Genomic DNA, 23245 nt, shown 5'->3' on the forward strand with positions numbered 1-23245 from the left:
CGCCGCCAGCTTGCCGGAAGTAGCCTCGAGCCTAGGCTTCGATCCACTTGATGTTCGGAGCCTTGTGCGGAACCGAAGCTGGCTTCCGCCGCGGATGGCCGATGATGATCGGCGCCACGGGGAAGCACGATGCCGACAGGCCGAGCGCCGCCTTCCCCTCGGGGGTGCTAAGCCAGTGCTGGGCGAAGCCGATCCAGCACGTGCCGAGCCCCGCTTCGTGGGCTGCCAGCATCAGGTTCTGCGCGGCGAGTGCGCAGTCTTCGACGGCCCAATCAGTCGGCTGCTCGGTTCCGATCACGACCAGCACGGGCGCATGGTAAAGAACATCGAACTTGGGGTCGTTGAACATGTCGCGGAAGGGATGCGCCGGCGCGGTAAGTGAGGCCTTGCGCATGTAGGCCTTCGCCTTTTCGGAGATTTCCGCGAGCAGCTCCGGCTTCTTCACGACGACGAAACACCACGGCTGCTGATTGATGGCGCTTGGCGCCTGGACCGCCGCATCGATCAAGCTGCGGAGGAGCGCGTCGTCGACGGGCTCGGGGGAGTATTCTCGCACCGAGCGGCGCTCCTTGATGGCATGCAAAAGCTCCATTGTCGCGGACCAGGTTCCATCGCAAAAGCGCGCGAGAGTTGAGTGACCTCCAACATCGCGCCTCACGGCCTGTGCGGCGTTGAGCCAGATCAAGGATTGAGGGTGGGGGAGGGAGGTTCGCCTTCCGGAGCGGCGTCGGGCGCGGGTTCGGGCGCGGGCGATTCGGGCATCGGCGGCTCGGCTTGTTGCGCCGGTGGCGAAGAGGGCTCGGCTGGCGCTGGCGGCGCGGGAGGCGGTGCTGCGGCAATCGCCTTGGTGCTCCAGTCGACCAAATCGACGAGCAATCTACCCAGCGCATCATTGAAGGCGTTCACATAGGCCTTGGCATCGCTTTCCGAGGCGGGCGCGGTCGCCCCGAACTCCCGGGCGGCAAGAATCTTGCCGTCCTGATCGAGCAGCTTCGCCACGAAGTCGATATCGGCCTCGGGCGCCGCGGCGGTCGAGATATGGAAGCGCCTGATGTCGATCAGGAGCTGGAAATTGCCGGTCACGCCCTCGCGCGTGCGGCTCACCTCTTTCGAGTAGCCTGCATTCTCGAAGCTCTGGACGATTTTCGCCTGGAGCAGGACGGGGAGATTGTCGCCCCAACGGGCATTGGCAAGCGGCACGCTCTCGCCGCTCGCGGGCTGGAGCAGAATTTTGTCGGTGTTGAAGCCCATCAGCGTCGAAGGTTCAGGCACCACCAAGAGCCAGCTCGGCGCCTCTGCCGGGGGAGGCGGGAAGACGGTCGCCGCCACGAGATCGAAGGTCGGAACCTCGGACGAGCCGGCGCCGCCGCCCGTCATGCGCTCGAGTCCGGCAAGGACGCTGTCGACCTTGTCGGAGTTCCGGGCAAGGGCGGCCGAGAACGTGTCGATATTCTTGAGGGCGCTATGCAAAGACTCGGAATTCTCCGAGAGGATGGCATCGACGTGCTGGAAAGCGTCGCGCGCCGCCGCGGTCCAGTCCTGGCTCGCTTGCGGCGGGGCGACGAGAGTAGGCGGAGCCCCGCCGTCCCCCGACACGAGAGGCGAGCCTGAGGCGCCGCCGCGAAGCGTCACGGCGGCGCCTCCGGTCAGCCCTTGCGTCTCGAGCCCCACTTGAGTGTCGGTCATGATCGGGGTGTTGGGATCGACGCCGATCGTGGCGATCACCTGGTCGGGGGCATCGGCCGAGAGCGTAAGGTTGGTGACCTCGCCGACCCTCATGCCGTTGAACAGGACCGCCGAGCCGACCAAGAGGCCCGACACGGGGCCCTGGAAGCGGATCAGATAGGTCTCGCGCTGGCTGAACCCGCCCTTGTTCTCGAGCCAATAGACGAAGGCGAAGCTGGCGGCGATCACGGCGAGCATGAACAGTCCGATCAGGGCGTAGCGGGCACGGGTTTCCATCGTTCCTTGGTCCTTTCGCTTACGCGCTCACGCGCCGGTCGGCCAAAAGCCCGCCGCGCTTTCCCTGGAAGTAGGTTCTAACCCAAGGATGAGCGCTGGCGAGCATGTCCTCGATCGATCCCTCTGCCACGACCTTGCCGTCGGCGAGGACGGCGATGCGGTCGCAGGCCGTGTACAGGCTTTCGAGGTCGTGGGTCACCATGAACACGGTGATCTCGAGCGTCTGCTGGAGAGTGCGGATCAGCTCGTCGAAATCGCCGGCGGAGATTGGATCGAGCCCCGAGGTCGGTTCATCGAGAAACACGATCTCGGGGTCGAGCGCGAGCGCTCGTGCGAGCGCCACGCGCTTGGTCATGCCGCCCGAGAGTTCGGCCGGAAGCTTGTTGGCGTCCTGGGGTGTGAGCCCCACCATTTCCAGCTTGGCGAGGGCCATTTCGTCCATCAGCCGCTGCGAGATGGCGAGGTTCTCGCGCATGGGAAACTGCACGTTCTCGCGCACGGAGAGCGAGGAGAACAGCGCCCCCTGCTGGAACAGGATGCCCCAGCGGCGCTCGAGCGCGCGGCGCTCGGCCTCGCTTGCCTTGTCGATGTCGACGCCGAGCACTTCGATCGAACCATGGCGCCGCGGCAAGAGGCCGATGATGGAGCGCAGCAGGACCGATTTGCCGGCGCCCGAGGCGCCGACCACGCCGAGGATCTCTCCGCCGCGGACGTCGAGATTGAGATGGTCGAGCACGGTCTGGTTGCCGAAGCCGACCACGAGATCGCGCACCTTGATGACGGGCTCTTGCGTCATTCCGCCTACATCCCGATCGAAGCGAAGAACATGGCGAACAAGCCGTCGAGCACGATAACGAGGAAGATCGACTCGACCACCGAGGCCGTGGTCTTGAGCCCAAGCGACTCGGCGCTGCCCTTTACCTGAAGTCCTTCGGCGCAGGCGATGACGCCGATCGCGAGCCCCATGAACGGCGCCTTCAGCATGCCGACCTTGAAATGGGTGAGCGAGATCGCCTCGGTCAGGCGCGACATGAAGATTTCGGGGCTCATGCCGCCATAGAGGAAGGCCACGAGGCCGCCGCCGAACAGCGCCGCCATCGAGCCGATGAAAGTCAGCACGGGAAGCGCGATCACGAGCACGAGGATGCGCGGCAGGATCAGCACCTCGACCGGATCGAAGCCCATGGTGCGGAGCGCGTCGATCTCCTCGCGCATCTTCATCGAGCCGAGCTCGGCAGTGTAGGAGCTCCCCGAGCGGCCGGCCACCATGATGGCAACGATGAGCACGCCGATCTCGCGCAGGACGAGGATGCCGACGAGGTCGACCGAGTAAAGCTCGGCGCCGAACTTGCGGAAATGGAAAATGCCCTGCTGCGAGATGATGCCGCCGATCAGGAAGGTGATGAGCAAGATGATCGGCACCGCCTGCAAGACGACGCGGTCGAGCTGGTTGACGGTCGAGGTCAGCCTGAAGTCGCGCGGGCGGGCGATGACGCGTGCGGCGGCGACGCCGACCGCTCCCAGCATGGCGGCGCATTGCATGAGGCCCTCGCCGAGAGCGGCGCCTCCGCTGCCCATCGTCGCCAGAGCTTCGATGATCCGATTCTCCTTCCTTGGCGGAGACTGGGGCGCGCGGTTGACCTCGTGCATCTCCTCGAGCAGAGCACGGTCATGCGCCGGCATGCCGACGATGATGGTCTCGCGTCCCGCCGACTGGCCGTCGCGGGTGAGCCGTTCGAGCAGCCAGGCGCCGAACGTGTCGAGCTCGCGCACGCCCTTCATGTCGATCGAAACGTTCTTGGCCTTGGAGACCTCGCTCGAGACGCCCTCGACCAGCGTCTCAAGCTCGCCCGCATGCGGGGCGGTCCACGAGCCGAAGGCGAAGAGCTCGAGCCGCTCTCCCTTCAGCTCGCTCTTGAGCAGGATTTCGCCCATGGCATTGCTCCTTCTGAGCTGTCGCGGAGCCGATCTTAAGGAGGAGCGAGGCGGACTAGCTGCGCGACAGATCGATGCTCACGCTTTTCAGCGCAATCCCTTGCGTCGTGATCGACACACTTTGCCGCGAGGAGGTGTAGGAGACGAGCATGGTGCCGGTCACCCCGCCGGAGACGGCGATGCTGATCTTGCCGCCGCTGACTTGGCCCGAGGCCGTGCCGGAGGCATTGAAGGTGCGCTCCTCCCAGGTTCCGCTGATGCGGCCGCCGCTTTCGCTCAGCTTGCTCCTGATCTCGACGCTGGAACTTTCGCTCTGGCAGCGTATGGCCATGCCGAGCTGGGAGCCGCCGCCAGTGTAATAGGCGTTGCACTTGAGGCGCTCCCTGCGCCCTTTGTCGAGCTCGATCTGGCCGCTTCCGCGCCAGGAGCCGAGCAGCGTGTCGAAGGGGGTGCCGGCCTTGGCGGCGGGTGTCGGGGAGATAAGCAGCGCTGCCGCGGCGAGCGCGAGGGTCAAGCGCAAGAGGGGGCGAATCGCGGGTGTCATGGGGTCTCACTTTCGGCATTTTGCGCCCCTGGACAAGCCAGGATTGCTATGACGAAATGATGACCCCGCGGGCGTTCTCCACCCCCGCTGCGACCACTTTCCGCTCGAAAGACGGTGTTCAGGCGGCGTTTAGGCGTCCCGAATCGGCCCTAACGCCCGGTTCGGGCGTGGGTTTTTCGAGCTGCTTCGCCCAAAGCCGGGGGCCAAGGACGAGACCGATCGAGGAAAGATCGACGAAGGCAAGCGAAAAACCGGTGGCGGCGAGGCGTCCCCATTCCTCGGCATAATCCGCGCGCATGTCGCTAAGCCATGCGCGGCAGCAGTCGCCGGCGTGCCCGGCCTCAACGCAATGGCCAAGCGCCTTGGCCAGCTCGAGATCGGCGCGCAAACGCTTGGCGACAAAATCGGCTCCCTCGACCTGGAAGGCCTGCCAAGCCTTGAGCTGCGCTTCGAGGCCCGCGACGGTCAGGTCGAGGAGGGGATTGGAAAGTCGGGCACCAGTCCGATCAATCTTTACGGTCTCTTGCATGTTCGGCCTCCCTTCCCAGAATCGCGGCCTTTGAACTGCGGCCTTCGGCAAAGTTGACGTCGTTTTGACGAGACACGCCTTGATCGATCTCAACAAACCGAGGTCTTGTTTTTGAGGGCACTTGGCCGTTTAAAGGTCGCAAGGAGGCCTGTTTCATGGCGCCGAGGCCCAATATCGAGATCACCTATTGCCGGCTGTGCAATTGGCTGCTTCGGGCCGGCTGGACCGCGCAGGAGCTGCTTTCGACCTTTGCCGAGGAGCTCGGCTCGGTCACTCTCATCCCGGACCATACCGGCGGGGTGTTCGAAGTGAGGCTCGACGGCAAGCTGCTCTGGTCGCGCAAGGAGCACGGCCGCTTCCCCGAGATGAAGGAATTGAAGCAGCTCGTGCGTGACGAGGTCGCGCCCGAGCGCGATCTCGGCCATGTCGACTCCAAAGGCCACCAATCCTGAGCGCGATCTTTGTGAGGGGGTTCACAAAGCCGCGCCGCCCGGCGCCCTATCTCCCTTGCGATCCGGGGGGCAATCCCGCCTTCGGAACCGCGCGAAAGGATCGTCACTCATGAGCCTAAGACTCTCTCTCGGCGCGGGCCTCGCCGGGCTGGCCCTGTTTGCCTTCGCGGCAATCGGACATGCCGGCGACGGCGCCCAGGCGGCCGCGATCAAGGCTTGTACGGGAGCAAACGCTCATCAGCCGGCGACGCTTGTCACCGCGATCGACGACGGACGCGGCGGAAGCCTCGTGTGGCTGACCGACAACGACGCCAATCTCTGGTTCTGCAGCGCCGACGCCGAGGGCAAGATCTACGCCTATGTCATCATGTCGAAAGATCTCCTGGACGGGGCGGGGGCCTTTCTCGTGCCCGAGGAGTCTTTCATCGACACCGAGTATGGCATGCCGCTGCCCGATCCGAACCCGCTCGACATCGCCGAGCTCGCTTGCAAGGCCTATTTTCCCGGCAAGGACCCGACCACGGTGATCGGACGAGGTCTCGACGGTCTTACCGAACACTTCGTACCCGGGTACTTCGTGTTCATGCAAAGCGGCGGACATACCTATCTTTGCGATGCGACCGGGGATGCCCAGGTGTGGGCTTTCACCGAGATCGGCGAGCCGCTCTCCTTCACCGATCCCGTGGGCTGATGGGTTTCGAGCCGTCAGGCTTGCGCGAGGGCCGCTCGCGCGAGCTTGGCGAGCCGAGCAAGGCCCTGGAAGATCGCGCTTGCCTCTCCCACATGAGGCTTAGAACCGCGCGGTTCTCCAGGAGGTTAGACGCAGTCCATGAGCAAGCCCGTCGTCGTCACCATTCCACACCGGCTCGGCAAGCAGGAGGCGATCAGGCGCTTGCAGACCGGCTTCAGGACCGTGCGTTCGACATTCGGCGAGACGTTCGTCGTGCTGACCGATGAGTGGGCGGGCGACCATCTCGATTTCCGTGCGAGCCTGCTCGGTCAGGCGACGACCGGGACGGTCGATGTGGCCGAGGATCACGTCAGACTCGAAGTCGAACTTCCCTGGATGCTTTCGCTCCTCGCCAACAAGGCGAAGGAGCTGGTGAAGAAACAAGGCCAGCTTCTGCTCGATAAACCGTCCGACCCCGCGAAGCGCTAACGCTCCCGAAGCCGATTAGTAAGGCCGGTCGACTTCGCGCTATAATCAGGCGTGCCAGACAAAGGGCATCGCTGCTAAGAGGATTCCGCGAGGAGGGAGCACATGACGGCTGCAACGGCACGGTCAGAACTCGAGACGCGGCACGACGGGAGCCCGCTTCAGGCCTCCGATTACGTCATCCGCCAAGTCGCCATCGATGCGCCCTATAACTGGCTCGCGGCCGGCTGGCGCGACATGTGGCGCGTGCCGCGCATCAGCCTCGCTTACGGCGCGATCTTCGCTGGCGCGGGCCTTCTCTTGGCTGCGGGGCTGACGCGGATCGGACTGCTTTCGCTGATCCTCGTGCTTGCGGCCGGGTTCGTTCTGATCGGACCCATGCTCGCGGCCGGCCTCTACGAGACGAGCCGGCGCCTGGAGAGGAACGAGCCGGTGAGCTTTGCCGGCACGTTGCGAGCGGGCTTCGGCGCGGGACACCAGCTTGCCTTTATGGGCCTCGTCTTGGTGCTGATCTATCTCGCGTGGGTCGAGATTGCCTTGCTTCTCTTCATGCTGTTCTTCGGTCCGCAGCCGATGCCCACTCTCGATGTGTTCCTTGCGAACCTGTTGTTGACGCCGCGGGGATTGGGGCTGCTGATCGTCGGCAGCCTGGTCGGCGTGGCGCTGGCGGCTTCAGTGTTCGTGATTTCGGCGGTCTCGGTGCCGCTGCTGACTATTGAGCGCGTCGACGTGGTGACGGCAGCGAAGATGAGCATCGCGGCCTGCCGCAAGAATCCGGAGGCCATGGCGCTGTGGGCGGTGCTTATTGGCAGCGCGATGCTGCTCGGCTTCGTGATGCTGTTCGTCGGCCTCGTCGTCACGTTCCCGCTGATCGGTCATGCCACCTGGCATGCCTTCCGCGATGTGCTGGCGCGACGGGAGGCTTAGGATATCGCCACAATCTCGGCCTCGGCGGTGCCGGCGCGCACCACGTCGCCCACCTCCTTGCCCATGAGCTCCTGGGCGACCGGCGAGGCATAGGACAGGGTGCCGAGCGCGGGATCGGCCTCGTCCTCACCGACAATCCGATAGGTCAGCCGGCGCCCATCCTCGCGCAGGATGGTGACCGTCGATCCGAACTGCACCTCTTTGGCGTTGACGGGCGGCTCGACCACCTGGGCCGTCGCCCGGCGCGAGGTCCAATAGCGGAGGTCGCGGTTGATCTTGGCGAGCAACGCCTTGTCGTCGGACTCCTGGGCTGCAGCGTGCTCCTCGTGCAGGCGCGCAAGCTCGGCCTCGATCATTTCGAGGCCCCTCGGGGTCACAAGGTTGTGCGGCGAGACCGGGCGGTCGGGAAGATCATCATAGACGTCCCCACCCTCGGCCTCCTTGGTAAAGGCCTTGCTCATGGTCCGACTATAACACGCCACGCGCCTCGATTGTGGCGAACTCCGAGGCTGAATTTGCCCCTCTTGTTGGCAATTGCCGGTTTTTTGAGCCGATACGCGACGCACGCGGCCAGCCCTGCTAAGATTTTAGGCAAGATGTTCATTCGGGGGGACGCCAATGATCGATACTGGGAACACAGCTTGGCTGATCACGGCCACGGCCTTGGTCCTGTTCATGACTCTACCGGGGCTTGCGCTGTTCTATGGAGGCCTCGTCCGTGCCGAGAACCTGCTCTCGGTCCTGATGCAATGCTTTGCCATCGCCTGCCTCGTCTCGGTGCTGTGGCTTGGCTTTGCCTATAGCCTCACATTCAGCGGCGGAGGCGCGTATCTCGGCGATCTCAGCAGGATCATGCTCAAGGGCGTCGCGCGCGATGCAGTCTTCCCCAACACCAGCATTCCCGAAACCGTTTTCTTCATGTTTCAGATGACGTTTGCCATCATCACGCCGGCGCTGATCGTCGGCGCCTTCGTCGAGCGCATGCGGTTCGGGGCCGTCCTCTTGTTCACGCTGCTCTGGCTCAGCCTCGTCTACGTGCCGGTCGCCCACTGGGTGTGGGGCGGCGGCTGGCTCGCACAGCGCGGCGTGCTCGACTTCGCCGGCGGCCTCGTGGTGCACCTGACGGCAGGCGTCTCGGCGGTCGTGCTTGCTGTACAGCTTGGGCCTCGCACCGGTTTCCCCAATGATACCAAGCCGCCACATGCGCCGTGGATGACGATGGCGGGGGGCTGCATGCTGTGGTTCGGGTGGTTCGGGTTCAACGCCGGAAGCGCGCTGAAGGCGGGCGGCGACGCGGGCATGGCCATGGCAGTCACCCATATTTCGGCAGCGACCGCGGCGCTCGTGTGGATCGCAATCGAGGCCATGAAGTTCGGAAAGCCGAGCATGGTCGGTGCCGTTACCGGCGCGGTCGCGGGACTTGCCTCGATCACCCCCGCCTCTGGCTATGTCGGGCCGGTTGCGGCCGTCGTGATCGGGCTGACCGGCGGCGTCATCTGCTATTTCATGGTCGGCCTGGTGAAGCGGCGATTGCTGATCGATGATTCACTCGACGTCTTCGCGGTTCACGGCGTGGGCGGGGCTATCGGCGTGGTTCTTACCGCCATTTTCGTCGATGCCGCGCTCGGGGGCGCGGGCCTCGCGGAAGGGCGAAGCATAAGCGGGCAACTTGCAATTCAACTCACCGGGGTCGCCGCCACTTTGCTATGGTCGGCGCTGGTCAGCTTCGTTATCGCCAAAGTCCTCCAAGCGGTCACAGGGCTCCGCGTGAACGCCGAGACCGAGGAGCAGGGCCTTGATCTCAGACTTCACGGCGAGCGCGGCTACAACATGTGATCGGGAACGAGCGCGATGAAATACATCATTGCAGTGATCCAGCCGCACCGGCTCGACGCCGTGCGCGAGGCCCTTTCAGCCATCGGCGTGCAAGGCATGACGGTGACCGAGGTGCGCGGCTTCGGCCGGCAGAAGGGGCAGACCGAGATCTACCGCGGCGCCGAATACACCGTGCAGTACGTGCCCAAAGTGAAGATCGAGATCGCCGTCGATGCCCCGATTGCCGATTCGGTGGTCGATGCGATCGGCGGCGCAGCTCGCACCGGGCATATCGGCGACGGCAAGGTATTCGTGCTTCCGCTCGAAGGGGCGATGCGCGTGCGCACCGGCGAGATGGGCGCCGACGCCTTGTGATGTAACCCGTGGACTTCGCGCTCTACCGCAAGCAGCTGCTCGAGCGCCGCGAAGGCGAGATCGCGGCAGCCCAGCTCGTGCGCAATTTCTCGCAATGGTTCTTCGACCTCTTGCGCAATTTCGTCCTGGTCGGCGGCCTGAAATATTTCTACGAGAAGTCCGGCAGCACCGTGCTGTTTTATCTGCACGAACTCGCGCTGGTCGTGATCTTCTTCTACTGCCTGTCCTACGCCGACCAGTGGTACCTCAACCTGTTCAGCGTTATCGACGACAAGCGCCTCGCCCATTGGCTCAACCGCGCCGTCAACTTCGCCGTCGCCGTTCTTCTGTTCCTTTTGATCCGCTGGGGCGCGAAGATCATCGTCGCCGAGATTTCTCACGCGCAGGTGTGAGGTTCAGCTTCTTGCCCGGCTCGCCGCTTCGCGGGCGATGCCGAGGTCTCTGACGAGGAGATCGAACTCGCGCCGCTTGTCGCGCTCCTCCTCGATCCGCAACAGATAAGACGGGTGCACGGTGATGAGCCCGCGGCCGCCGCCGGGGAGGGCGATGATCCGCCCGCGGTTGGCATTGATGGCGAGCGATTTGCGCATGATCCCGCGCGCGGCCGTTGCTCCAAGCGCCACGACGATGCGCGGCCGCACGATCGCGATCTCGTTGTCGAGCCAGAAGCGGCAGATGTCGATCTCGCTCGTGTCGGGCTTCTTGTGCAGGCGCCGCTTGCCGCGCGGCTCGTTCTTGAAATGCTTTACGGCGTTGGTGATGTAGACGCCGCTGCGCTCGATCCGCGCCGCTTCGAGAGCGGCGTCGAGGACCCTACCGGCGGGCCCGACGAAGGGACGCCCAGCCAAATCCTCCTGGTCCCCCGGCTGCTCGCCGACAAGCATCATGCGGGCATCCACCGGTCCCTCGCCGAACACGGTCTGGGTTGCGTTCTTGTACAGGTCGCAGCGGGTGCAGCCTTGCGCCTCCGTGGCGAGGAGCTTCAGCGCCGCCTCGGGATCGTTGGCGCGCTTCTCGGCAAAGAGCGGAAGTTCGGGCTCCGACCCTCGTGCTGCCATTTTGCTCTCCTCGAATGGATAACCGGGAGGTCATGCAAGCCGTTCCGCGCAAGCGGGACCCGCGGAACCGGCGATTGGTCTCTGAAACCTAGGAAAACCGGTACGCACGTCTTACAAGCCAAGCCGCCAAAGCTTATATCCGTCCAAGCTTGACCGGCCAGATTACCTTTAGGGTGTCGAAAGACATGGACGACATGCCCCAACGCCAAGGCTCTGCCCTCGTCGCCCAGGGGCCGAGCGATATCGCTGCCATCGTCGATAATGACCGCCGCCCGCGTCGCGCCAGGCGCCTCCGTGGCTCACGCGCGGTAAGAGAAAAAGTGGTGCGGCCGAGCGCGCTCGGCATGCTGCTCAAGCCCATCGGCATCGCCGTCGGCTCCGTGCTCGTCGCTTATGCGCTCGTCTCGCTCGGCACCACGTTCTACCGCAGCTACCAAAACCATCTCGAGCACACGGCCGCCGTCCATCCCGACAGGAGTGTGCTCGACATTTTTCTCGGCGACCGCAGCCTCCCGCCCGATGCCGTCGATCTGATCGTCAAGGACGTCGACGGCAAGCTGCACAAGGTGGTGGCGAGCAAGTCGGAGACCGACAAGTTCGTCAACGATACCATCCTCATGCTCGACGACGAGCGTGCGCGCATCAAGAAGGCGGCGCACGAGGATCTCGACCGCACCTTCGCGCTCGCCTTCCAGGATCGCGAGCAGGCGATTTCCGCCTACGCCGACTGGTTCTTCGAGTGGAAGCGCTCCTATGTCGTGCTCAAGGAGACGGTCAGCTCGGCCATCGCCCGCGCCTTCGAGACCGGCAAGTACCAGTCGTTGAACGAGGCGGTTGAGGCCGACGTCAAGGATTACTTCCTGCGCAATTACAAGGAGCAGGTGCTGAAGCCGGAGCTGCGCGACGAGGTCATTACCAAGGGCGTCGAGCAGGCGGTCCGCCACGCGCATGAGAGCTACCGCCGCGTGATCGCCAACGGCGACATGCGGCTGCAACTGTTTCTCGCCCAGCACACCGATCATCTCGAGGACGTGCCCCCGTCGACGCCCATGACCGAGGTCAGGCTCGATTGGGACGCGCAGAAATGGAAGGCGCCGACCTATCTCATGGAGGATCGCGCCTTCGACGGGATCGCCGGGCTCGGCGCCGCTGCCGCGGGCGGAACGGTGGGCGCACTTGCCCTCGGCCCCGCCTTCAACGGCGTGCTGGCGCAGAGCTTCACGCAATTGTCGCGCCGGGTTGCGACCTCGCTCGGGACCAGGCTCACGCTCGCCGAGGGCGGCGCGGTGGCCGGCACCGCGGTGCAGCCGGTCGGCGGGCAGGTGGTCGGCGCGGCGCTCGGCGTGTTGATCGGGGCCGCGGTCGATTATCTTTCGAACGCGGCGAACGAGGTGATCAATCGCGACGGTTTTGTCGCGGCCAACGAAGAGGCGCTCGACGCCACCATCGTTACCTGGAAGTCGAGTCTCGAGGCCAATATCGACACGGCCATCGACAAGTGGTTCGACGACGCCCGCGCCTCGGTCGTGCTCGCCACTAAGTAGCTGATACCGGCAGGCTCCGCTCCTCCGCCTGTGCGATGCCCTGGCGGGTGGCTTGACGTTATCGACAACCCGCGCTCGCAGTTGACGAACACCAAATAGCGAAAAAGCCCCCACCGAAATGAAGGGGGCTCCTTACGCAGAACGCTCAGCTGAGACCGGTTGCCAGAGTACCGCCAGGGAAGGAATACGTGGCATGTACCGATCCGTAGGAGCACCCTAGCACGTTTATCCGCCCAATTAAGGCGGACAGTCGCGCAGAGGAGCCAGCGGCACTGCCATATTCAAACTGGCCCCCTCCGCCCCCTTGGCGTGTGCTGCAATCCCGCGTCGCGGTGTCGTTTGAGGGTCCTTATCGACCGTGGCTCTATGAATTGTTCGGCTTCTTAAAAATTGCCAGCCATTGCTTCTCAAATATCCGCAGGCAGGCAGAGAGTTGGGCCAGCGTGCGCTCGGCTTCAGTAGCGTCCACGCCCCTTTGCTTCAGCTCGGCAATAATCTCCTTTTGTCGAGCCATCAGACGCGCCCCGCTGGCCACGTGGTCGCGTATTAGGTGCACTGTGCTTTTCATTTTCCATTATACCACGGATGGCCGTGAATCAGGCCTGCCATACAATCAAAGTTGCCGACGACCCAATTCCGGGGTTCGCGGAAGCAAATTTCGGTGGCATTTCCGTCGCTTGGAGCGATATGCTTAACCCAGGACCAACCGCAAAGCGGGGCCAAAGCCCGACGAGATCCAGGGGCTACGGGGATGGATGAGACGGCCAAGATGATGGCGCGGCCGGCCGCCAGCCGGTCGCTGAAGGAGGCGATCCGCAAAGCCCGGCTCGACGAGGCCGAGCAGCTCGACCGCGCCGCGGATTCGCGCGACGGCGAGATCGCGAGGCTCGAACTGCTCAAGGCCGAGCTCGAGAGCGTGTTCGCCGAGCTTCCCGCCCATGACGATCGCTTTACGCTCGCGCTCGTGCCGAGCCGGCCGGCGCGGCTGTGGATCGATCTCTTCACCTATGCCACGATCGACGAAGCCTCGGGCGCCTATCTTTTCGTGCGCAACAGCGATAACGGGCGGCGGACGCTGTTCAGCTCGACCAATGTCGCCGACGTAGTCGACCGCATCACGGCTTACGTGGCGCGCGAAGTGGTGCGGCGCGAGCGGCTCGAGGCGGCGCTCATCGATTCGGCGCGCAGCGGCTCGTTTGCCGGAGAGCGAAGGCCGCGCGCGGGCACCGGGATCGTCATCGCGGCCTTCGTAATCGGTCTCCTGACCGGCGCCGTCGGATTGTTCGCGGCGGTCTTTCTCACCGCTCCCTGAGCAGGCGGCGCTCGCTTTCCCACACATGCTCGGGACTCGCCGCCACCGAGCGGCCGATCATCTCCACGCGCCAGCCGTCGTTCTTCCGCGCAATGCGATATTCGTTGTAGCGGGCAGCCGGTAGGCGCCCTTCGACCGCCTCGGAGGCCGACGGCACGCCGATCACGTAGGCGGTGCCGCTCACGGTCTCGATCTTGTTGAGCGTCTGCTCGTGATTGTGACCGTGCAGCACGAGCTCGGCGCCGTGTTGCCTGATGACGCGCGTCGTGCGCCCGGCATCGCGCAAGCCGCGCGCCCAGTTCGACTGGCCCGGCAGCGGCGGGTGATGCACGAGCACGACGCGGAACAGGCCCTTGCCCCCGAGCCGGGCAAGCGCCTCGCCGAGCAGCTTCCGCTGGAGCGAACCCACCTTGCCCGCAGCGATGAACGGGGCGGTCGGGATCGCCGATGACAGCGCCACGATGGCAATGTCGTCGAACCGCCGCACGAAGGGAAACAGCGAGGGTGGCGTCGGCACAATGACCTCGCCCGCCTCGTTCGATTGCATGTAAGGCTTCCAGTGCCCGGTGCCGGCCTCGGGATGGAGCCGCACATAGGCGTCGTGGTTGCCCGGGATCGCGGTCACGTCAGACGGCGGTCCGAGATGGTGCAACCATTCGGCGGCGCGCAGGAATTCCTCGGGCAGGCCGAGATTGACGAGATCGCCGGTCACGGCGATGTGGTCCGGCTTCCGCTCGATGATGTCGCGGGTGACGAGATCGAGCACCTCGCGCCGGTGCACGTATTTGCGGCCGCGATGCCAATTCACGTAGCCCAGGATGCGCTTCGACATGAGGTCGCTGCGGCGCGCCCGCGGCAGCGGGCTCAGATGGATGTCCGAGAGATGGGCGAGGGTGAACACGATTCGGGCCGGGCTCAAGTCGTCAGTCTGAAACTCAGGATATCCGGAAAAATGACCGGCTCGATGGCCGCGATGCTAGGCGCGGGCGGGATCAATGACCTCGAGAAACGCAAAACGGTTGAAGTCCGTATCACGCGTGCAAATGCGCCCGATTCCGTGTTCGCGCAAAAGGATGGCCGTGTGCGCGTCATGAAACAGATTCCCGGCAAGGTGGGGATATTCGGCGATGACCTCTTCGGCGACCTCGGCATGGCGCTCTGTGGGGACCAGTACCTCAAGACTAGGGGAGGCGAGTAGGGAAATGACAAAATCCCAGGCAGACCCGGCGGTCCAAGGCCGTCGCATGACGCGAGGATGCGTGGTTATACGCAGGAATTCGTACACGATCGGCCACGTCGTGTACCAGGCATTCGGACGTCTACGCTGGCGTTCCAGCCAGTCGCGGCAAGTCTCGTGAAGGGGCGAATCCGCGTCAGCCGCGTAGACGAGCACGTTGGTGTCCACCGCCAGCACTAACGGCCTTCCATCGCCTGATATAGGGCATCGCGGTCGGCGATATCGACGAGCGCTCCGCCGCTATGGAACGCCGGCAGTTCGGGCAGCTCTTCGCGCTCGCGCGGCTCGCGCAGCATGAGACGGAGCGCGGTCTCGACCATCTCGGACATGGTGCGCCCCTGGCGTGCGGCTTCGCGTTTAAGCCGCGCCATGACGGTCGCGTCGATGTTCAGCGTCGTCTTCATCGTTTGTATGGATTACCATACAGGCCATATTGCGATATGGCTAGCTGCAGGACGCATCGAAATGGCTTTTTGGCGCGGGGCTCTGCGCCGACGCGCTGTTTTTCGCGGCCTGGCGGTACGGCCATGCTATGGCTAGCCGGCTGGCGCCGAGGTCTGCTGGCTTTTGCGACGCGACCCCCAAATTGAGGAGGCAGGACTGAAACCGGATCGCCCCCGCAGCAATCGCGCTACTCGTATCGTCACCGCCATGGCGCGGCCGATCTGGCGCATGCGCCGCGGCCTGACGCTCGGCGCGCAGGGCGCCGTGATCGATGCCGAGGGCCGCGTGCTTCTCGTGCGCCACGGTTACCGGCCGGGCTGGTGGTTTCCGGGCGGCGGGGTCGAATGGGGCGAGACCATCGAGACGGCGCTCGCCCGCGAGCTCGAGGAGGAGGTGGGGGTCACGCTCACCGGCCGGCCCGCGCTGCACGGCGTCTTCTCCAACAATGCGAGCTTTCCCGGCGACCATATCGCCGTGTTCCTGGTGCGCGAGTTCGAGCGGCGCGGGAACTATGTCAAGCGCGGCGAGATCGCCGAGGCCGGCATGTTCGCGCTGCACGATCTACCCGAGCAGATCGATCCCGGCACGCGCGCGCGCATTGCCGAGATCTTCGACGGCGCGCCGCTCAACCCGCTGTGGTGATCGGCTAGGGGCATTGCACGAGGCGCTTGACGATCTTCGCCACGTGATGACCCTGAAAGCTCGCGAGGTTGAGCTCCTTCTGCGAGGGAAGCCGCGAGCCGTCGGGCGCCGCGATCGTGCCGGCGCCGTAGGGCGAGCCGCCCTTGAGCTCGCTGATATCGGTGAGGTCCGGCGCAGAGTAGGGGAGGCCGACCACGATCATACCGTGATGCAGCAAGGTAAAGTGCACAGAGATGATGGTGGTCTCGTTGCCGCCGCCGGTCGAGGTCGAGGTGAACACGCTGCCGACCTTGCCGATCAAGGCGCCTGCCACCCAAAGCGGGCCGGTCTGGTCGAGGAAGTTCCGCATCTGCGAGGTCATGTTGCCGAAGCGAGTCGGCGTGCCGAAGATGATGCCGTCGTAGTCGGCGAGCTCTTGCGGGTCGGCGATCGGCGCCGGCTGATCGACCTTCATCCCGGCCTGGCGCATCACATCCTCGGGAATCAGCTCGGGCACGCGCTTGACGCTGACATGCACGCCTTCTACCGCGCGCACGCCGTGCGCGACGGCATAAGCGAGCGTTTCGATATGCCCGTAGGAGGAGTGATAAAGAACGAGCACGCGTGCGATATCAGCCATGTGATGATGCCCCCGCTTCCGTCAAAGGGGTGTCCGGATCGATCCGCCCCCTCGCCGCCTGGCCATAAGTTTAGCAGCAGTTTCAAAGTTTTGGCGAGAGCCGATAACAGCGTGCGGAGATTTGGGCAACTGTGCCATATTGAGCGGTTTTCCCGGGCTTCACGCTGGACCCGCGGCGGCTGGCGTGATATTGCACCGCCCCCATGAAGACGAGGCTCACCCTTTCGCTTCCGCGACGACGAGGCCGCGCGCTCACCGCGCTCGCCTGCTAGCCCCTCGTCGCCGGCCGTCACCTTTACGTCAGGTCTGGTGCAAAAGCTGCGGCTGAGGGAGGTTCCTTCCATCAGCCTGTCCGGACCATCCATGTCAAACTTCGAAATTCGCCTTGAAACCGACGGCGAGACGGAAATTCTCTCGCAACTCTCGGCCGAAGCTTTCGGCCCCGGCCGCTTCGCGAGGAGCGCCTATCGCGTGCGTGAGGGCATCCCTCCGGTCGGCAGGCTGTCGCTCGTCGCCTGGCGCGACGGCCAGGTGGTCGGGGGCATCCGCTTTACAGCGATCAGGATCGGAGAGGAGACGGACGCCCTTCTGCTCGGCCCGCTCGTGGTCGATCCGGCCGAGAAGGGCAAGGGCTTCGGCCGCGCGCTCGTCGAGGAGGGGCTCGCCCGTGCGAGGAATGAGGGCTTTACCCTCGTTCTGCTCGTCGGCGACATGCCTTATTACGGCCGTTTCGGTTTTGTGCCGGTGAGGCCGGGGCAGATCACCATGCCGGGCCCGGTCGATCCCGCGCGGCTGCTTGCGCTCGAGCTTGTCCCCGGAGCGCTTGCCCGGGCGCGTGGCGAGGTCAAAGGTTATGCCCGCTAGTGACCTTCGCGGTACCAGGTCATGGCGAGCAGGCCGAGCAGGAGGCCGAGCGCGAGGAAGCCGGTGAAGAGCGGGAAGAGCCTGACGCCCTTGACGTGGTAGGCGTCGCGCTTATGCAGGCCGAGCCAATCCTCGCCATGCATCACGTGGCCGCCACGCATCATGACGAGCCGCGGCAGGCTTGCCGCGTCCGCCTTGCTGCGGCCGAGCCAGAAGGCTCCGCCGCCCGTCGCATCGAGGATCGGCTCGAGCGGCTTGTCGGTCGCGACCACGGCCGAGAGCTCGCGCGCATTGGCGTTGCCGACGGTGACGACATTGGCGAGCTTGTCCGAGGTGACGCGATAGACGCCCTGCTCGGTCACGTTGAGCGTTTTCCGCCATTTGCCGTGCTCGCCCTTGTCGAGGGTGATCGTCTCCTCCTTGCCTGATGGCGAGGTGAGCGTCACCGGGTCGATCGTGTCCTTGATCGAGCCGCGCTCGATGGTGAGCGTCTGGCCGTGGGCGGTGGCCTTGAGCGTCTCCTCCTCGAGATCGGGCTCTTTCATCAGCCAGTGCGCGAGCCGGCGCAGGAGGTCGGTGTAGGGCCCTCCGCCTTCATAGCCGCGCGCCCAGAGCCACGTGTGGTCGGAGAGGAGCAGCGCCACGCGGCCCTCTCCGCGCTCGCCGATGACGAGAAGCGGCTTATCCTGCGCGCCCTTCATCAGCACCTCGGCATCGCGCGGATCGGCATCGACCACGCGGAACCAGCGGCCCCAAGAGGGCTCCGGGCCGGCCGACCCAGGTAGATCGTTGGTCACGGGATGCTTCTCGCCGAGCTCGGTGAGCTTCGGCTTGAACGGCTCCTCGACCACGCGGCCGGTCGGAACGGCGGGAAGAATCTGGCCGAGCGGCGTGCGGTACAGGCTGAGCGGCGAGGCGTAGTCGTCGCCGGCCGACACGAGCACGGCGCCGCCGCGCTCGACGTAGTGGGCGACGTTCTCGAGATAGAGCAGAGGCAGCACGCCGCGCCGCTGATAGCGGTCGAAAATGATCAGGTCGAACTGATCGAGCTTCTCCTGGAACAGCTCGCGCGTGGGGAAGGCGATCAGTGACAACTGGTTGATCGGGGTGCCGTCCTGCTTTTCGGGCGGGCGCAAAATGGTGAAATGCACGAGATCGACCGAGGCGTCGGATTTCAGCATGTTGCGCCAAGTGCGCTCGCCGGCGTGAGGCTCGCCGGAGACGAGCAGCACGCGCAGGTTCTCGCGCACGCCTTCGACCGTCAGCACCGCGCGGTTGTTGACGGTAGTGAGCTCGCCGGGTGCCGCTTCCGCCTCGATCTCGACGATATTCGGCCCGGCGTGATCGATGGCGACCGGGATTTTCACTTTCTCGCCGATCTGCACCGTCTTTACGGCAGGCGCCTCTCCTTGATGGGAGATGGTGAGCTTGACCGGCGCGGGACTGGCCTGCGGCGTCGTCTCGGTCACCTTGACCTCGATGCTCTGAGAGCTGCCGACGATGCCGAAGCGCGGAGCGGTCATCACTTGGAGCCTGCGATCGTATTCATCGGGTTTGCCGGTGAGAAGCGCGTGCACCGGTGCATCGAAGCCGAGCGCCGCGGCGGAAGCCGGGACGTCGTGCACCTCGCCGTCGGTGATCATGATCACGCCGGCGAGACGATCGGGCGGCACGTCGGACAAGGCTTGGCCGAGATCGGTGAACAACATGGTGCCGTCGCGCTCGCTGTCGGCGGAGGTCGAAGCCGAGTGGATCCAGCGCACGTCGAGATTGGGGACCGACTTGAGTTTGTCCTCGAGGTCCTTGCGGATTTGCTCGGTGCGCGCCGTGCGTCCGGCGATCGCCTGGCTCTGGCTGTCGTCGACGACGACGGCGAGCACGTCGTTGAGGGGTTCGCGGTCTTCTCGCTTCAGGTGCGGGTTGGCGAGCGCAAGGAGGAGAAGCGCGAAGCTCAACAGGCGCAAAACGGCACCGCGCCGCGCGCGCCAGAACAAGAGAACGAGCAAGAGGGCGCCGATGCCGGCGATGGTCCACAGGACGGGCCACGGCACGAAGGGCAGGAACTCGACCGACCAGTTCATGTCATTGCCCCAGCCGCTCGAGCAGGGCAGGGACGTGCACCTGATCGGCCTTGTAGTTGCCGGTGAGCGCGTACATCACGATGTTGACGCCGGCGCGGAACGCCATCTCGCGCTGCACTTCGCCACCCGGGACGGTCGGATAGATCGGCCGGTTGGCGTCGTCGAGCGCCCAGGCCGAGGCGAGGTCGTTCGAGGTGATGACGATCGAGCTTACTCCGTCGGTGCGGCGCGAGCGCTCGCTCCGCTCGGCTTCGTCATCGGGCTCGGCCTCGACCCACAGCGCGCCGCCGTCATAGCGGCCGGGGAAGCTCCGCATCAGATAGAACGACTTGGTCAGAACGTGGTTCTCGGGCACCGGCTCAAGCGGGGGTATGTCGAGTTGACCGATGAGGCGGGTCAGGGCCTTGTTCTGCGCGCCGCTGTCGGTAAGGGAGACGCCCTGGTCGCGGGTGTCGAAGATGATCAGCCCGCCCTGCTTCATATAGGCGTCGATCTTGGCGAGCGTCGCGTCGGAGAGCGGCTGCGCGTCGTCGCGCACCGGCCAATAGAGGATGGGGAAGAAGGACAGCTCGTCCTTGTCGATGTCCACGCCGAGCGGGTCGGCGGGCTCGAGCGCGGTCCGCGCGCGAAGCACCTTGCTCAGGCCTGACAACCCTTCTTCGCTGGTGCGGTCGATGTCGGGATCGCCTGTGACGACATAGGCGAGGTGGGTCTGAAGCGTGGCGTTGAGGGCGAAGTCGTCGGCCGGGTTGCCGGTCTTGGGCGGCGCCTGCTCGGCCTCGGCCGCGCGCGCCAGATTGGGCAGAACGAGAAGCGCGAGCAAGACGACGGCGGACGTCGCGGCGATGCGGCGGCGCAATCTGAGCCCGGTGCTCAGCATGAGCACCGCGAGCACGTCGATGCCGAAGATGGCGATGGCAGCAGGATAAAGCCACGGCTCGAGCGCCCGGGGTTTTTTCATGGTGTAGCCGGTGACCGCGCCCTCGATGGCCTTGAGCGGCCGGAGCGTGGTCTTGGCGGTGACGATGTTCAAGGCGCGCGCGGCGCCTGACGGGCCGTAATAGCCCGGCGGATGGTCGGGTCCCGGCACTGTCGTATCGAATTTGTCGGCGGCGATCGGTGCGGCGCGGAGCGGCGGCGAAGTGAGTTGGCCGAAACCGTCGAGCGTCTGGATCGGGGAAAGCGCGGCCGAGGAGGTCTGGACGTTTACGGTTTGCGCGGGAGCTTCGGGGCTTGCGCTCTTATCGTCGGACGCGAGCCTCACCTGGCTCGGGCCGAGCGTCACCACGCGGCGGAGCATCTCGACGAACAGGCCCGAGAGCGGGAGATTCGACCAGTCGGAGTTGGCCGTCACGTGGAACAGAACGATATAGCCTTGCCCCTGCTTGGCGGCGGTGACGAGCGGGGTGCCGTCGGCGAGCGTCGCCCATACCTCGGCGTCCGAGGCCATGGTTGGATCGGCCAAGACCTGGCGGTTGACCTTGACGTCGTCGGGGACGGCGAGCCCGCGGAAGGGGCTCTTCTCATCGAAGGGCGCGAGCGGCTGCGGCGTGCTCCAGGACAGCGAGCCGCCGAGCGAGCGTCCGCCGCGGCGCAAAGGCGAGGGAAGCAGCTCGTCGCCGCCTTGCTCGAGCCGCGGTCCGGCGAAGCGGATGAGGATCCCGCCGGCCTTGAGCCAGTTGGTCAACTCCTCCTGGGTGCCGGGCACGAGCTTGCCGATATCGGCGAGCACGATGGTCGAGACCTTCTGCTGGTCGATCAATTCGTGAATCGCGTTCGCGGCGTTGCCCTCTCCGGGCGTGACGACGTCGGCATAGGGCGCGAGCGCGCGCTGCACATAATAGAGCGGCGAGAGCAGCGGCTGCGCCGCTTCGCGCGATTCGCCCGAGACGATGCCGACGCGATGCCACTGCGAACGCGCGTCCATGAGATAGACGGCGCCGGCCGAGCGTTCGCCGGCGATCTCGAGACGCGCCACTTGGTTTCTGATCTCGAGCGGAAGGTCGAAGGTCGCTGCCGCTTCCGTGGTGCCGTCGGCGATCGAGAATTGCGCATCGCCAAGCGGCTCGCCGCGCGCCGTTACGGCCTTCACCACGCCGACATGCGCCCCTTCGCCGGTCGAAAGCACCCTGGCAGCGAGGCCTGCGCCTTCCCCGGCCGCCTGGCCGAGAGCGATGGCAGAATCGTCCTTGCCCGGCCGCAGCATGGCGAAGCTTCCGGTCTGACCCCGGAGCTTTGCGATCGCGTCGGTGAGCGCCTCGCCCTCGCCGTAGTCGAGTCCGTCGGAGAGCCACAACACGCTGTAGTCCGTCTTGCCGGCGAGATTACGTTCGAGCGTGGCGGCAAGCGCCGCGCGGTCGGGCGCGTAAGGCTGAGGGGTGAGGCCGGCGAGGCGTTCGCGTGCCTCGTCCGGACTGAGAGGATCGCTGACCGGCTGGCCCGGGGCGGTCGGCGCGAACACGATGGTGCGCCCGTCGCGGCCGGCCCGGTCGATCGCCGCCTCGATCGCCTCGCGCCGCTCGGGCCATTCGGCCGCCGACGCCCAGCCATTGTCGACGATGAGGACGAGGGGCCCGGTGCCGGCAAAGGCTTGACGGTCGGGATTCAATACCGGCCGCGCGAGCGCAAGGATGAGGAGAGCCGCGAGCAGCATCCTGAGTGCGGTGAGCCACCACGGGCTGTGCGCCGGTTCCTCCTCGGTTGTCTTCAAGTCCTTGAGCAGCCGCGTCGGAGGAAAGACCACGACATGCGGGCTCGGTGGGGTGAAGCGCAACAGCCACCAGATGGCGGGAAGTGCCGCGAGCGCCGCCAAGATCCAGGGCTGCATGAAGCCGATCGAGCCGATGGTGATCATGGCGCGCGGCTCGCAGCTGTCACGCTCCCGGCGAGCGCCTTGGGCGGCCGGTAGCGGTAGTCGCGCTCAAGCCCGGCAAGCCGGTTGTGCAAGGTGAGCACGACCTCCTCGGGAGGGCGGTCGGTGTGATGCACGATGAAGGACCAGCCGAGCCTCTCGGCCATGGCGGCGAGGTCCTTGCGGTGCTTCTTCAGCCGCTCCTGATAGCGCTCGCGTAAGGTCTCGGCGCGGCCCGCGATCATGCGCTCCCTGCCTTCGCTGGCGGCAAACTCCGTACGTCCGGAATAGGGCAGCGTCTCTTCGGCGGGATCGAGCACCTCGACGAGATGTCCGCGCACGCCTTGCGCCGCGATCTCCTCGAGCCGTGCGCTCGTCTCGGCCACGGGCTCGAGAAAATCGCTGAACAGAAGACATTCGGAGAAGCGGCTGAGCCGCGCGCTGGGCGGAAAGCTCTCCTCGCCGCTCTCGCCCATGAGGATCTCGGCGACGCGGCGCGCGGCGTTGCGTCCCCGATAGGGGCGCCCGCCGATCAGGCCGACGCGCTCGCCGCCGCGGGCGAGCAGCTCGGTCATGGCGAGCGCGAGCACCACGGCGCGGCTCTCCTTGGAAGTCTTGGCAAGCTGCGAGCGGAAGCGCATCGAGGGGGAAAGATCGATCCACAGCCAGGCGGTATGGGCCGCCTCCCATTCGCGCTCCCGCACGAAGAGACGGTCTGAGCTTGCCGAGCGGCGCCAGTCGATGCCGGTCGCAGGGTCGTTACGGTCATAGAGGCGAAACTGCCAGAAGGTCTCTCCCGGTCCGGCGCGGCGGCGGCCATGGGTGCCGTGGGCGACGGTATGGGCTACGCGTTGCGCCTCGATGAGGAGCGCAGGCATGCGCGCCGCCAATCCGTGGG

The 23245-nt window shown here is 65.4% G+C and carries 27 protein-coding genes; 11 read left to right on the forward strand and 16 right to left on the reverse strand.

Annotated features, from left to right (window positions below):
- Nucleotides 1–31: 31 nt before the first annotated feature.
- From VFB18_RS02185 to VFB18_RS02210, 6 genes are all read right to left on the reverse strand, one after another.
- Entirely contained in the window at nucleotides 32–592 is a 561-nt protein-coding gene (locus tag VFB18_RS02185; RefSeq protein WP_324970638.1) for a nitroreductase, read from the reverse strand.
- 89 nt (nucleotides 593–681) lie between these two features.
- On the reverse strand, nucleotides 682–1962 hold the full coding sequence (locus VFB18_RS02190; RefSeq protein WP_324970639.1) for an ABC-type transport auxiliary lipoprotein family protein: 1281 nt from the start codon (nucleotides 1960–1962) through the stop codon (nucleotides 682–684).
- A gap of 19 nt (nucleotides 1963–1981) precedes the next feature.
- A complete protein-coding gene (locus tag VFB18_RS02195) occupies nucleotides 1982–2758 on the reverse strand; it encodes an ABC transporter ATP-binding protein (protein WP_324970640.1) in 777 nt (258 codons plus the stop codon).
- Between the two features lie 5 nt (nucleotides 2759–2763).
- Nucleotides 2764–3897, reverse strand: coding sequence for an MlaE family lipid ABC transporter permease subunit (locus tag VFB18_RS02200; RefSeq protein WP_324970641.1), 1134 nt, complete (start codon nucleotides 3895–3897; stop codon nucleotides 2764–2766).
- 55 nt (nucleotides 3898–3952) lie between these two features.
- Nucleotides 3953–4441: a hypothetical protein gene (locus tag VFB18_RS02205; RefSeq protein ID WP_324970642.1), complete on the reverse strand. Its 489-nt coding sequence runs from the start codon at nucleotides 4439–4441 to the stop codon at nucleotides 3953–3955.
- Between the two features lie 118 nt (nucleotides 4442–4559).
- Complete coding sequence (locus VFB18_RS02210) at nucleotides 4560–4970, reverse strand: hypothetical protein (protein ID WP_324970643.1); 411 nt, start codon at nucleotides 4968–4970, stop codon at nucleotides 4560–4562.
- Between the two features lie 155 nt (nucleotides 4971–5125).
- Between VFB18_RS02210 and VFB18_RS02215 the strand changes: the two genes are divergently transcribed.
- From VFB18_RS02215 to VFB18_RS02230, 4 genes are all read left to right on the forward strand, one after another.
- The gene (locus tag VFB18_RS02215; protein ID WP_324970644.1) at nucleotides 5126–5422 is read left to right on the forward strand and encodes a SelT/SelW/SelH family protein; all 297 of its coding nucleotides are present in this window, start codon (nucleotides 5126–5128) and stop codon (nucleotides 5420–5422) included.
- Between the two features lie 109 nt (nucleotides 5423–5531).
- Nucleotides 5532–6113 (forward strand): hypothetical protein, encoded by a 582-nt coding sequence (locus tag VFB18_RS02220; protein ID WP_324970645.1) that lies wholly within the window; start codon nucleotides 5532–5534, stop codon nucleotides 6111–6113.
- Between the two features lie 138 nt (nucleotides 6114–6251).
- Nucleotides 6252–6581: a polyhydroxyalkanoic acid system family protein gene (locus VFB18_RS02225; RefSeq protein WP_324970646.1), complete on the forward strand. Its 330-nt coding sequence runs from the start codon at nucleotides 6252–6254 to the stop codon at nucleotides 6579–6581.
- A 102-nt stretch (nucleotides 6582–6683) separates the two neighbouring features.
- On the forward strand, nucleotides 6684–7505 hold the full coding sequence (locus VFB18_RS02230) for a DUF2189 domain-containing protein (RefSeq protein ID WP_324970647.1): 822 nt from the start codon (nucleotides 6684–6686) through the stop codon (nucleotides 7503–7505).
- On the opposite strand, the gene greA is transcribed toward VFB18_RS02230, so the two are convergent.
- Entirely contained in the window at nucleotides 7502–7966 is a 465-nt protein-coding gene (greA, locus tag VFB18_RS02235; RefSeq protein WP_324970648.1) for a transcription elongation factor GreA, read from the reverse strand. The genes VFB18_RS02230 and greA overlap by 4 nt on opposite strands.
- A 157-nt stretch (nucleotides 7967–8123) precedes the next feature.
- Between greA and VFB18_RS02240 the strand changes: the two genes are divergently transcribed.
- From VFB18_RS02240 to VFB18_RS02250, 3 genes are read left to right on the forward strand one after another with little or no spacing between them, the layout of a single operon-like run.
- Nucleotides 8124–9341 carry an ammonium transporter gene (locus tag VFB18_RS02240; RefSeq protein WP_324970649.1) on the forward strand — a complete coding sequence of 406 codons (1218 nt, stop codon included), beginning with the start codon at nucleotides 8124–8126 and terminating at the stop codon, nucleotides 9339–9341.
- Between the two features lie 15 nt (nucleotides 9342–9356).
- Nucleotides 9357–9695, forward strand: a complete 339-nt coding sequence (locus VFB18_RS02245) for a P-II family nitrogen regulator (protein ID WP_324970650.1) — start codon at nucleotides 9357–9359, stop codon at nucleotides 9693–9695.
- Between the two features lie 8 nt (nucleotides 9696–9703).
- Entirely contained in the window at nucleotides 9704–10087 is a 384-nt protein-coding gene (locus tag VFB18_RS02250) for a hypothetical protein (protein WP_324970651.1), read from the forward strand.
- A gap of 3 nt (nucleotides 10088–10090) precedes the next feature.
- On the opposite strand, the gene VFB18_RS02255 is transcribed toward VFB18_RS02250, so the two are convergent.
- Nucleotides 10091–10753, reverse strand: a complete 663-nt coding sequence (locus VFB18_RS02255; RefSeq protein ID WP_324970652.1) for a UdgX family uracil-DNA binding protein — start codon at nucleotides 10751–10753, stop codon at nucleotides 10091–10093.
- 185 nt (nucleotides 10754–10938) lie between these two features.
- Here VFB18_RS02255 and VFB18_RS02260 point away from each other — a divergent pair, with 185 nt between their 5' ends.
- On the forward strand, nucleotides 10939–12297 hold the full coding sequence (locus VFB18_RS02260) for a hypothetical protein (protein ID WP_324970653.1): 1359 nt from the start codon (nucleotides 10939–10941) through the stop codon (nucleotides 12295–12297).
- A 364-nt stretch (nucleotides 12298–12661) separates the two neighbouring features.
- Here the strand turns inward: VFB18_RS02260 and VFB18_RS02265 are convergent, their stop codons facing one another.
- Nucleotides 12662–12811 (reverse strand): hypothetical protein, encoded by a 150-nt coding sequence (locus VFB18_RS02265; protein WP_324970654.1) that lies wholly within the window; start codon nucleotides 12809–12811, stop codon nucleotides 12662–12664.
- 237 nt (nucleotides 12812–13048) lie between these two features.
- Here VFB18_RS02265 and VFB18_RS02270 point away from each other — a divergent pair, with 237 nt between their 5' ends.
- Nucleotides 13049–13609, forward strand: coding sequence for a hypothetical protein (locus tag VFB18_RS02270; protein ID WP_324970655.1), 561 nt, complete (start codon nucleotides 13049–13051; stop codon nucleotides 13607–13609).
- Here VFB18_RS02270 and VFB18_RS02275 read toward each other — a convergent pair.
- From VFB18_RS02275 to VFB18_RS02285, 3 genes are read right to left on the reverse strand one after another with little or no spacing between them, the layout of a single operon-like run.
- Entirely contained in the window at nucleotides 13596–14528 is a 933-nt protein-coding gene (locus tag VFB18_RS02275) for a metallophosphoesterase (protein WP_324970656.1), read from the reverse strand. The two genes, VFB18_RS02270 and VFB18_RS02275, sit on opposite strands and share 14 nt — an antisense overlap.
- Before the next feature lie 57 nt (nucleotides 14529–14585).
- On the reverse strand, nucleotides 14586–15023 hold the full coding sequence (locus tag VFB18_RS02280) for a TA system VapC family ribonuclease toxin (RefSeq protein WP_324970657.1): 438 nt from the start codon (nucleotides 15021–15023) through the stop codon (nucleotides 14586–14588).
- On the reverse strand, nucleotides 15023–15250 hold the full coding sequence (locus tag VFB18_RS02285; RefSeq protein WP_324970658.1) for a ribbon-helix-helix protein, CopG family: 228 nt from the start codon (nucleotides 15248–15250) through the stop codon (nucleotides 15023–15025). Before VFB18_RS02285 ends, VFB18_RS02280 begins: the two co-directional genes overlap by 1 nt.
- A gap of 268 nt (nucleotides 15251–15518) precedes the next feature.
- Between VFB18_RS02285 and VFB18_RS02290 the strand changes: the two genes are divergently transcribed.
- The gene (locus VFB18_RS02290; RefSeq protein ID WP_324970659.1) at nucleotides 15519–15932 is read left to right on the forward strand and encodes an NUDIX domain-containing protein; all 414 of its coding nucleotides are present in this window, start codon (nucleotides 15519–15521) and stop codon (nucleotides 15930–15932) included.
- A 4-nt stretch (nucleotides 15933–15936) separates the two neighbouring features.
- Here the strand turns inward: VFB18_RS02290 and wrbA are convergent, their stop codons facing one another.
- Nucleotides 15937–16542 (reverse strand): NAD(P)H:quinone oxidoreductase, encoded by a 606-nt coding sequence (gene wrbA, locus VFB18_RS02295; RefSeq protein WP_324970818.1) that lies wholly within the window; start codon nucleotides 16540–16542, stop codon nucleotides 15937–15939.
- Between the two features lie 372 nt (nucleotides 16543–16914).
- On the opposite strand from wrbA, the gene VFB18_RS02300 reads away from it, so the two are divergent.
- Nucleotides 16915–17415, forward strand: coding sequence for an N-acetyltransferase (locus VFB18_RS02300; RefSeq protein ID WP_324970660.1), 501 nt, complete (start codon nucleotides 16915–16917; stop codon nucleotides 17413–17415).
- Here VFB18_RS02300 and VFB18_RS02305 read toward each other — a convergent pair.
- From VFB18_RS02305 to VFB18_RS02315, 3 genes are read right to left on the reverse strand one after another with little or no spacing between them, the layout of a single operon-like run.
- Nucleotides 17412–19496: a hypothetical protein gene (locus VFB18_RS02305; RefSeq protein ID WP_324970661.1), complete on the reverse strand. Its 2085-nt coding sequence runs from the start codon at nucleotides 19494–19496 to the stop codon at nucleotides 17412–17414. The genes VFB18_RS02300 and VFB18_RS02305 overlap by 4 nt on opposite strands.
- A 1-nt stretch (nucleotide 19497) precedes the next feature.
- Nucleotides 19498–22350 carry a DUF4159 domain-containing protein gene (locus tag VFB18_RS02310; RefSeq protein WP_324970662.1) on the reverse strand — a complete coding sequence of 951 codons (2853 nt, stop codon included), beginning with the start codon at nucleotides 22348–22350 and terminating at the stop codon, nucleotides 19498–19500.
- Complete coding sequence (locus tag VFB18_RS02315) at nucleotides 22347–23225, reverse strand: DUF58 domain-containing protein (protein WP_324970664.1); 879 nt, start codon at nucleotides 23223–23225, stop codon at nucleotides 22347–22349. Before VFB18_RS02315 ends, VFB18_RS02310 begins: the two co-directional genes overlap by 4 nt.
- Between the last annotated feature and the right edge of the window lie 20 nt (nucleotides 23226–23245).

Origin of the sequence: Methyloceanibacter sp. (assembly GCF_035650995.1) — a bacterium.
Lineage (GTDB): Bacteria > Pseudomonadota > Alphaproteobacteria > Rhizobiales > Methyloligellaceae > Methyloceanibacter.

Excerpts from the sequence above, each read along its gene's own strand:
- VFB18_RS02185 (WP_324970638.1), bottom strand. The coding sequence starts at position 592 with ATGGAGCTTTTGCATGCCATCAAGGAGCGCCGCTCGGTGCGAGAATAC.
- VFB18_RS02190 (WP_324970639.1), bottom strand. The coding sequence starts at position 1,962 with ATGGAAACCCGTGCCCGCTACGCCCTGATCGGACTGTTCATGCTCGCC.
- VFB18_RS02195 (WP_324970640.1), bottom strand. The coding sequence starts at position 2,758 with ATGACGCAAGAGCCCGTCATCAAGGTGCGCGATCTCGTGGTCGGCTTC.
- VFB18_RS02200 (WP_324970641.1), bottom strand. The coding sequence starts at position 3,897 with ATGGGCGAAATCCTGCTCAAGAGCGAGCTGAAGGGAGAGCGGCTCGAG.
- VFB18_RS02205 (WP_324970642.1), bottom strand. The coding sequence starts at position 4,441 with ATGACACCCGCGATTCGCCCCCTCTTGCGCTTGACCCTCGCGCTCGCC.
- VFB18_RS02210 (WP_324970643.1), bottom strand. The coding sequence starts at position 4,970 with ATGCAAGAGACCGTAAAGATTGATCGGACTGGTGCCCGACTTTCCAAT.
- VFB18_RS02215 (WP_324970644.1), top strand. The coding sequence starts at position 5,126 with ATGGCGCCGAGGCCCAATATCGAGATCACCTATTGCCGGCTGTGCAAT.
- VFB18_RS02220 (WP_324970645.1), top strand. The coding sequence starts at position 5,532 with ATGAGCCTAAGACTCTCTCTCGGCGCGGGCCTCGCCGGGCTGGCCCTG.
- VFB18_RS02225 (WP_324970646.1), top strand. The coding sequence starts at position 6,252 with ATGAGCAAGCCCGTCGTCGTCACCATTCCACACCGGCTCGGCAAGCAG.
- VFB18_RS02230 (WP_324970647.1), top strand. The coding sequence starts at position 6,684 with ATGACGGCTGCAACGGCACGGTCAGAACTCGAGACGCGGCACGACGGG.
- greA (WP_324970648.1), bottom strand. The coding sequence starts at position 7,966 with ATGAGCAAGGCCTTTACCAAGGAGGCCGAGGGTGGGGACGTCTATGAT.
- VFB18_RS02240 (WP_324970649.1), top strand. The coding sequence starts at position 8,124 with ATGATCGATACTGGGAACACAGCTTGGCTGATCACGGCCACGGCCTTG.
- VFB18_RS02245 (WP_324970650.1), top strand. The coding sequence starts at position 9,357 with ATGAAATACATCATTGCAGTGATCCAGCCGCACCGGCTCGACGCCGTG.
- VFB18_RS02255 (WP_324970652.1), bottom strand. The coding sequence starts at position 10,753 with ATGGCAGCACGAGGGTCGGAGCCCGAACTTCCGCTCTTTGCCGAGAAG.
- VFB18_RS02260 (WP_324970653.1), top strand. The coding sequence starts at position 10,939 with ATGGACGACATGCCCCAACGCCAAGGCTCTGCCCTCGTCGCCCAGGGG.
- VFB18_RS02265 (WP_324970654.1), bottom strand. The coding sequence starts at position 12,811 with ATGGCTCGACAAAAGGAGATTATTGCCGAGCTGAAGCAAAGGGGCGTG.
- VFB18_RS02270 (WP_324970655.1), top strand. The coding sequence starts at position 13,049 with ATGGATGAGACGGCCAAGATGATGGCGCGGCCGGCCGCCAGCCGGTCG.
- VFB18_RS02285 (WP_324970658.1), bottom strand. The coding sequence starts at position 15,250 with ATGAAGACGACGCTGAACATCGACGCGACCGTCATGGCGCGGCTTAAA.
- VFB18_RS02290 (WP_324970659.1), top strand. The coding sequence starts at position 15,519 with ATGCGCCGCGGCCTGACGCTCGGCGCGCAGGGCGCCGTGATCGATGCC.
- VFB18_RS02300 (WP_324970660.1), top strand. The coding sequence starts at position 16,915 with ATGTCAAACTTCGAAATTCGCCTTGAAACCGACGGCGAGACGGAAATT.
- VFB18_RS02305 (WP_324970661.1), bottom strand. The coding sequence starts at position 19,496 with ATGAACTGGTCGGTCGAGTTCCTGCCCTTCGTGCCGTGGCCCGTCCTG.
- VFB18_RS02310 (WP_324970662.1), bottom strand. The coding sequence starts at position 22,350 with ATGATCACCATCGGCTCGATCGGCTTCATGCAGCCCTGGATCTTGGCG.
- VFB18_RS02315 (WP_324970664.1), bottom strand. The coding sequence starts at position 23,225 with ATGCCTGCGCTCCTCATCGAGGCGCAACGCGTAGCCCATACCGTCGCC.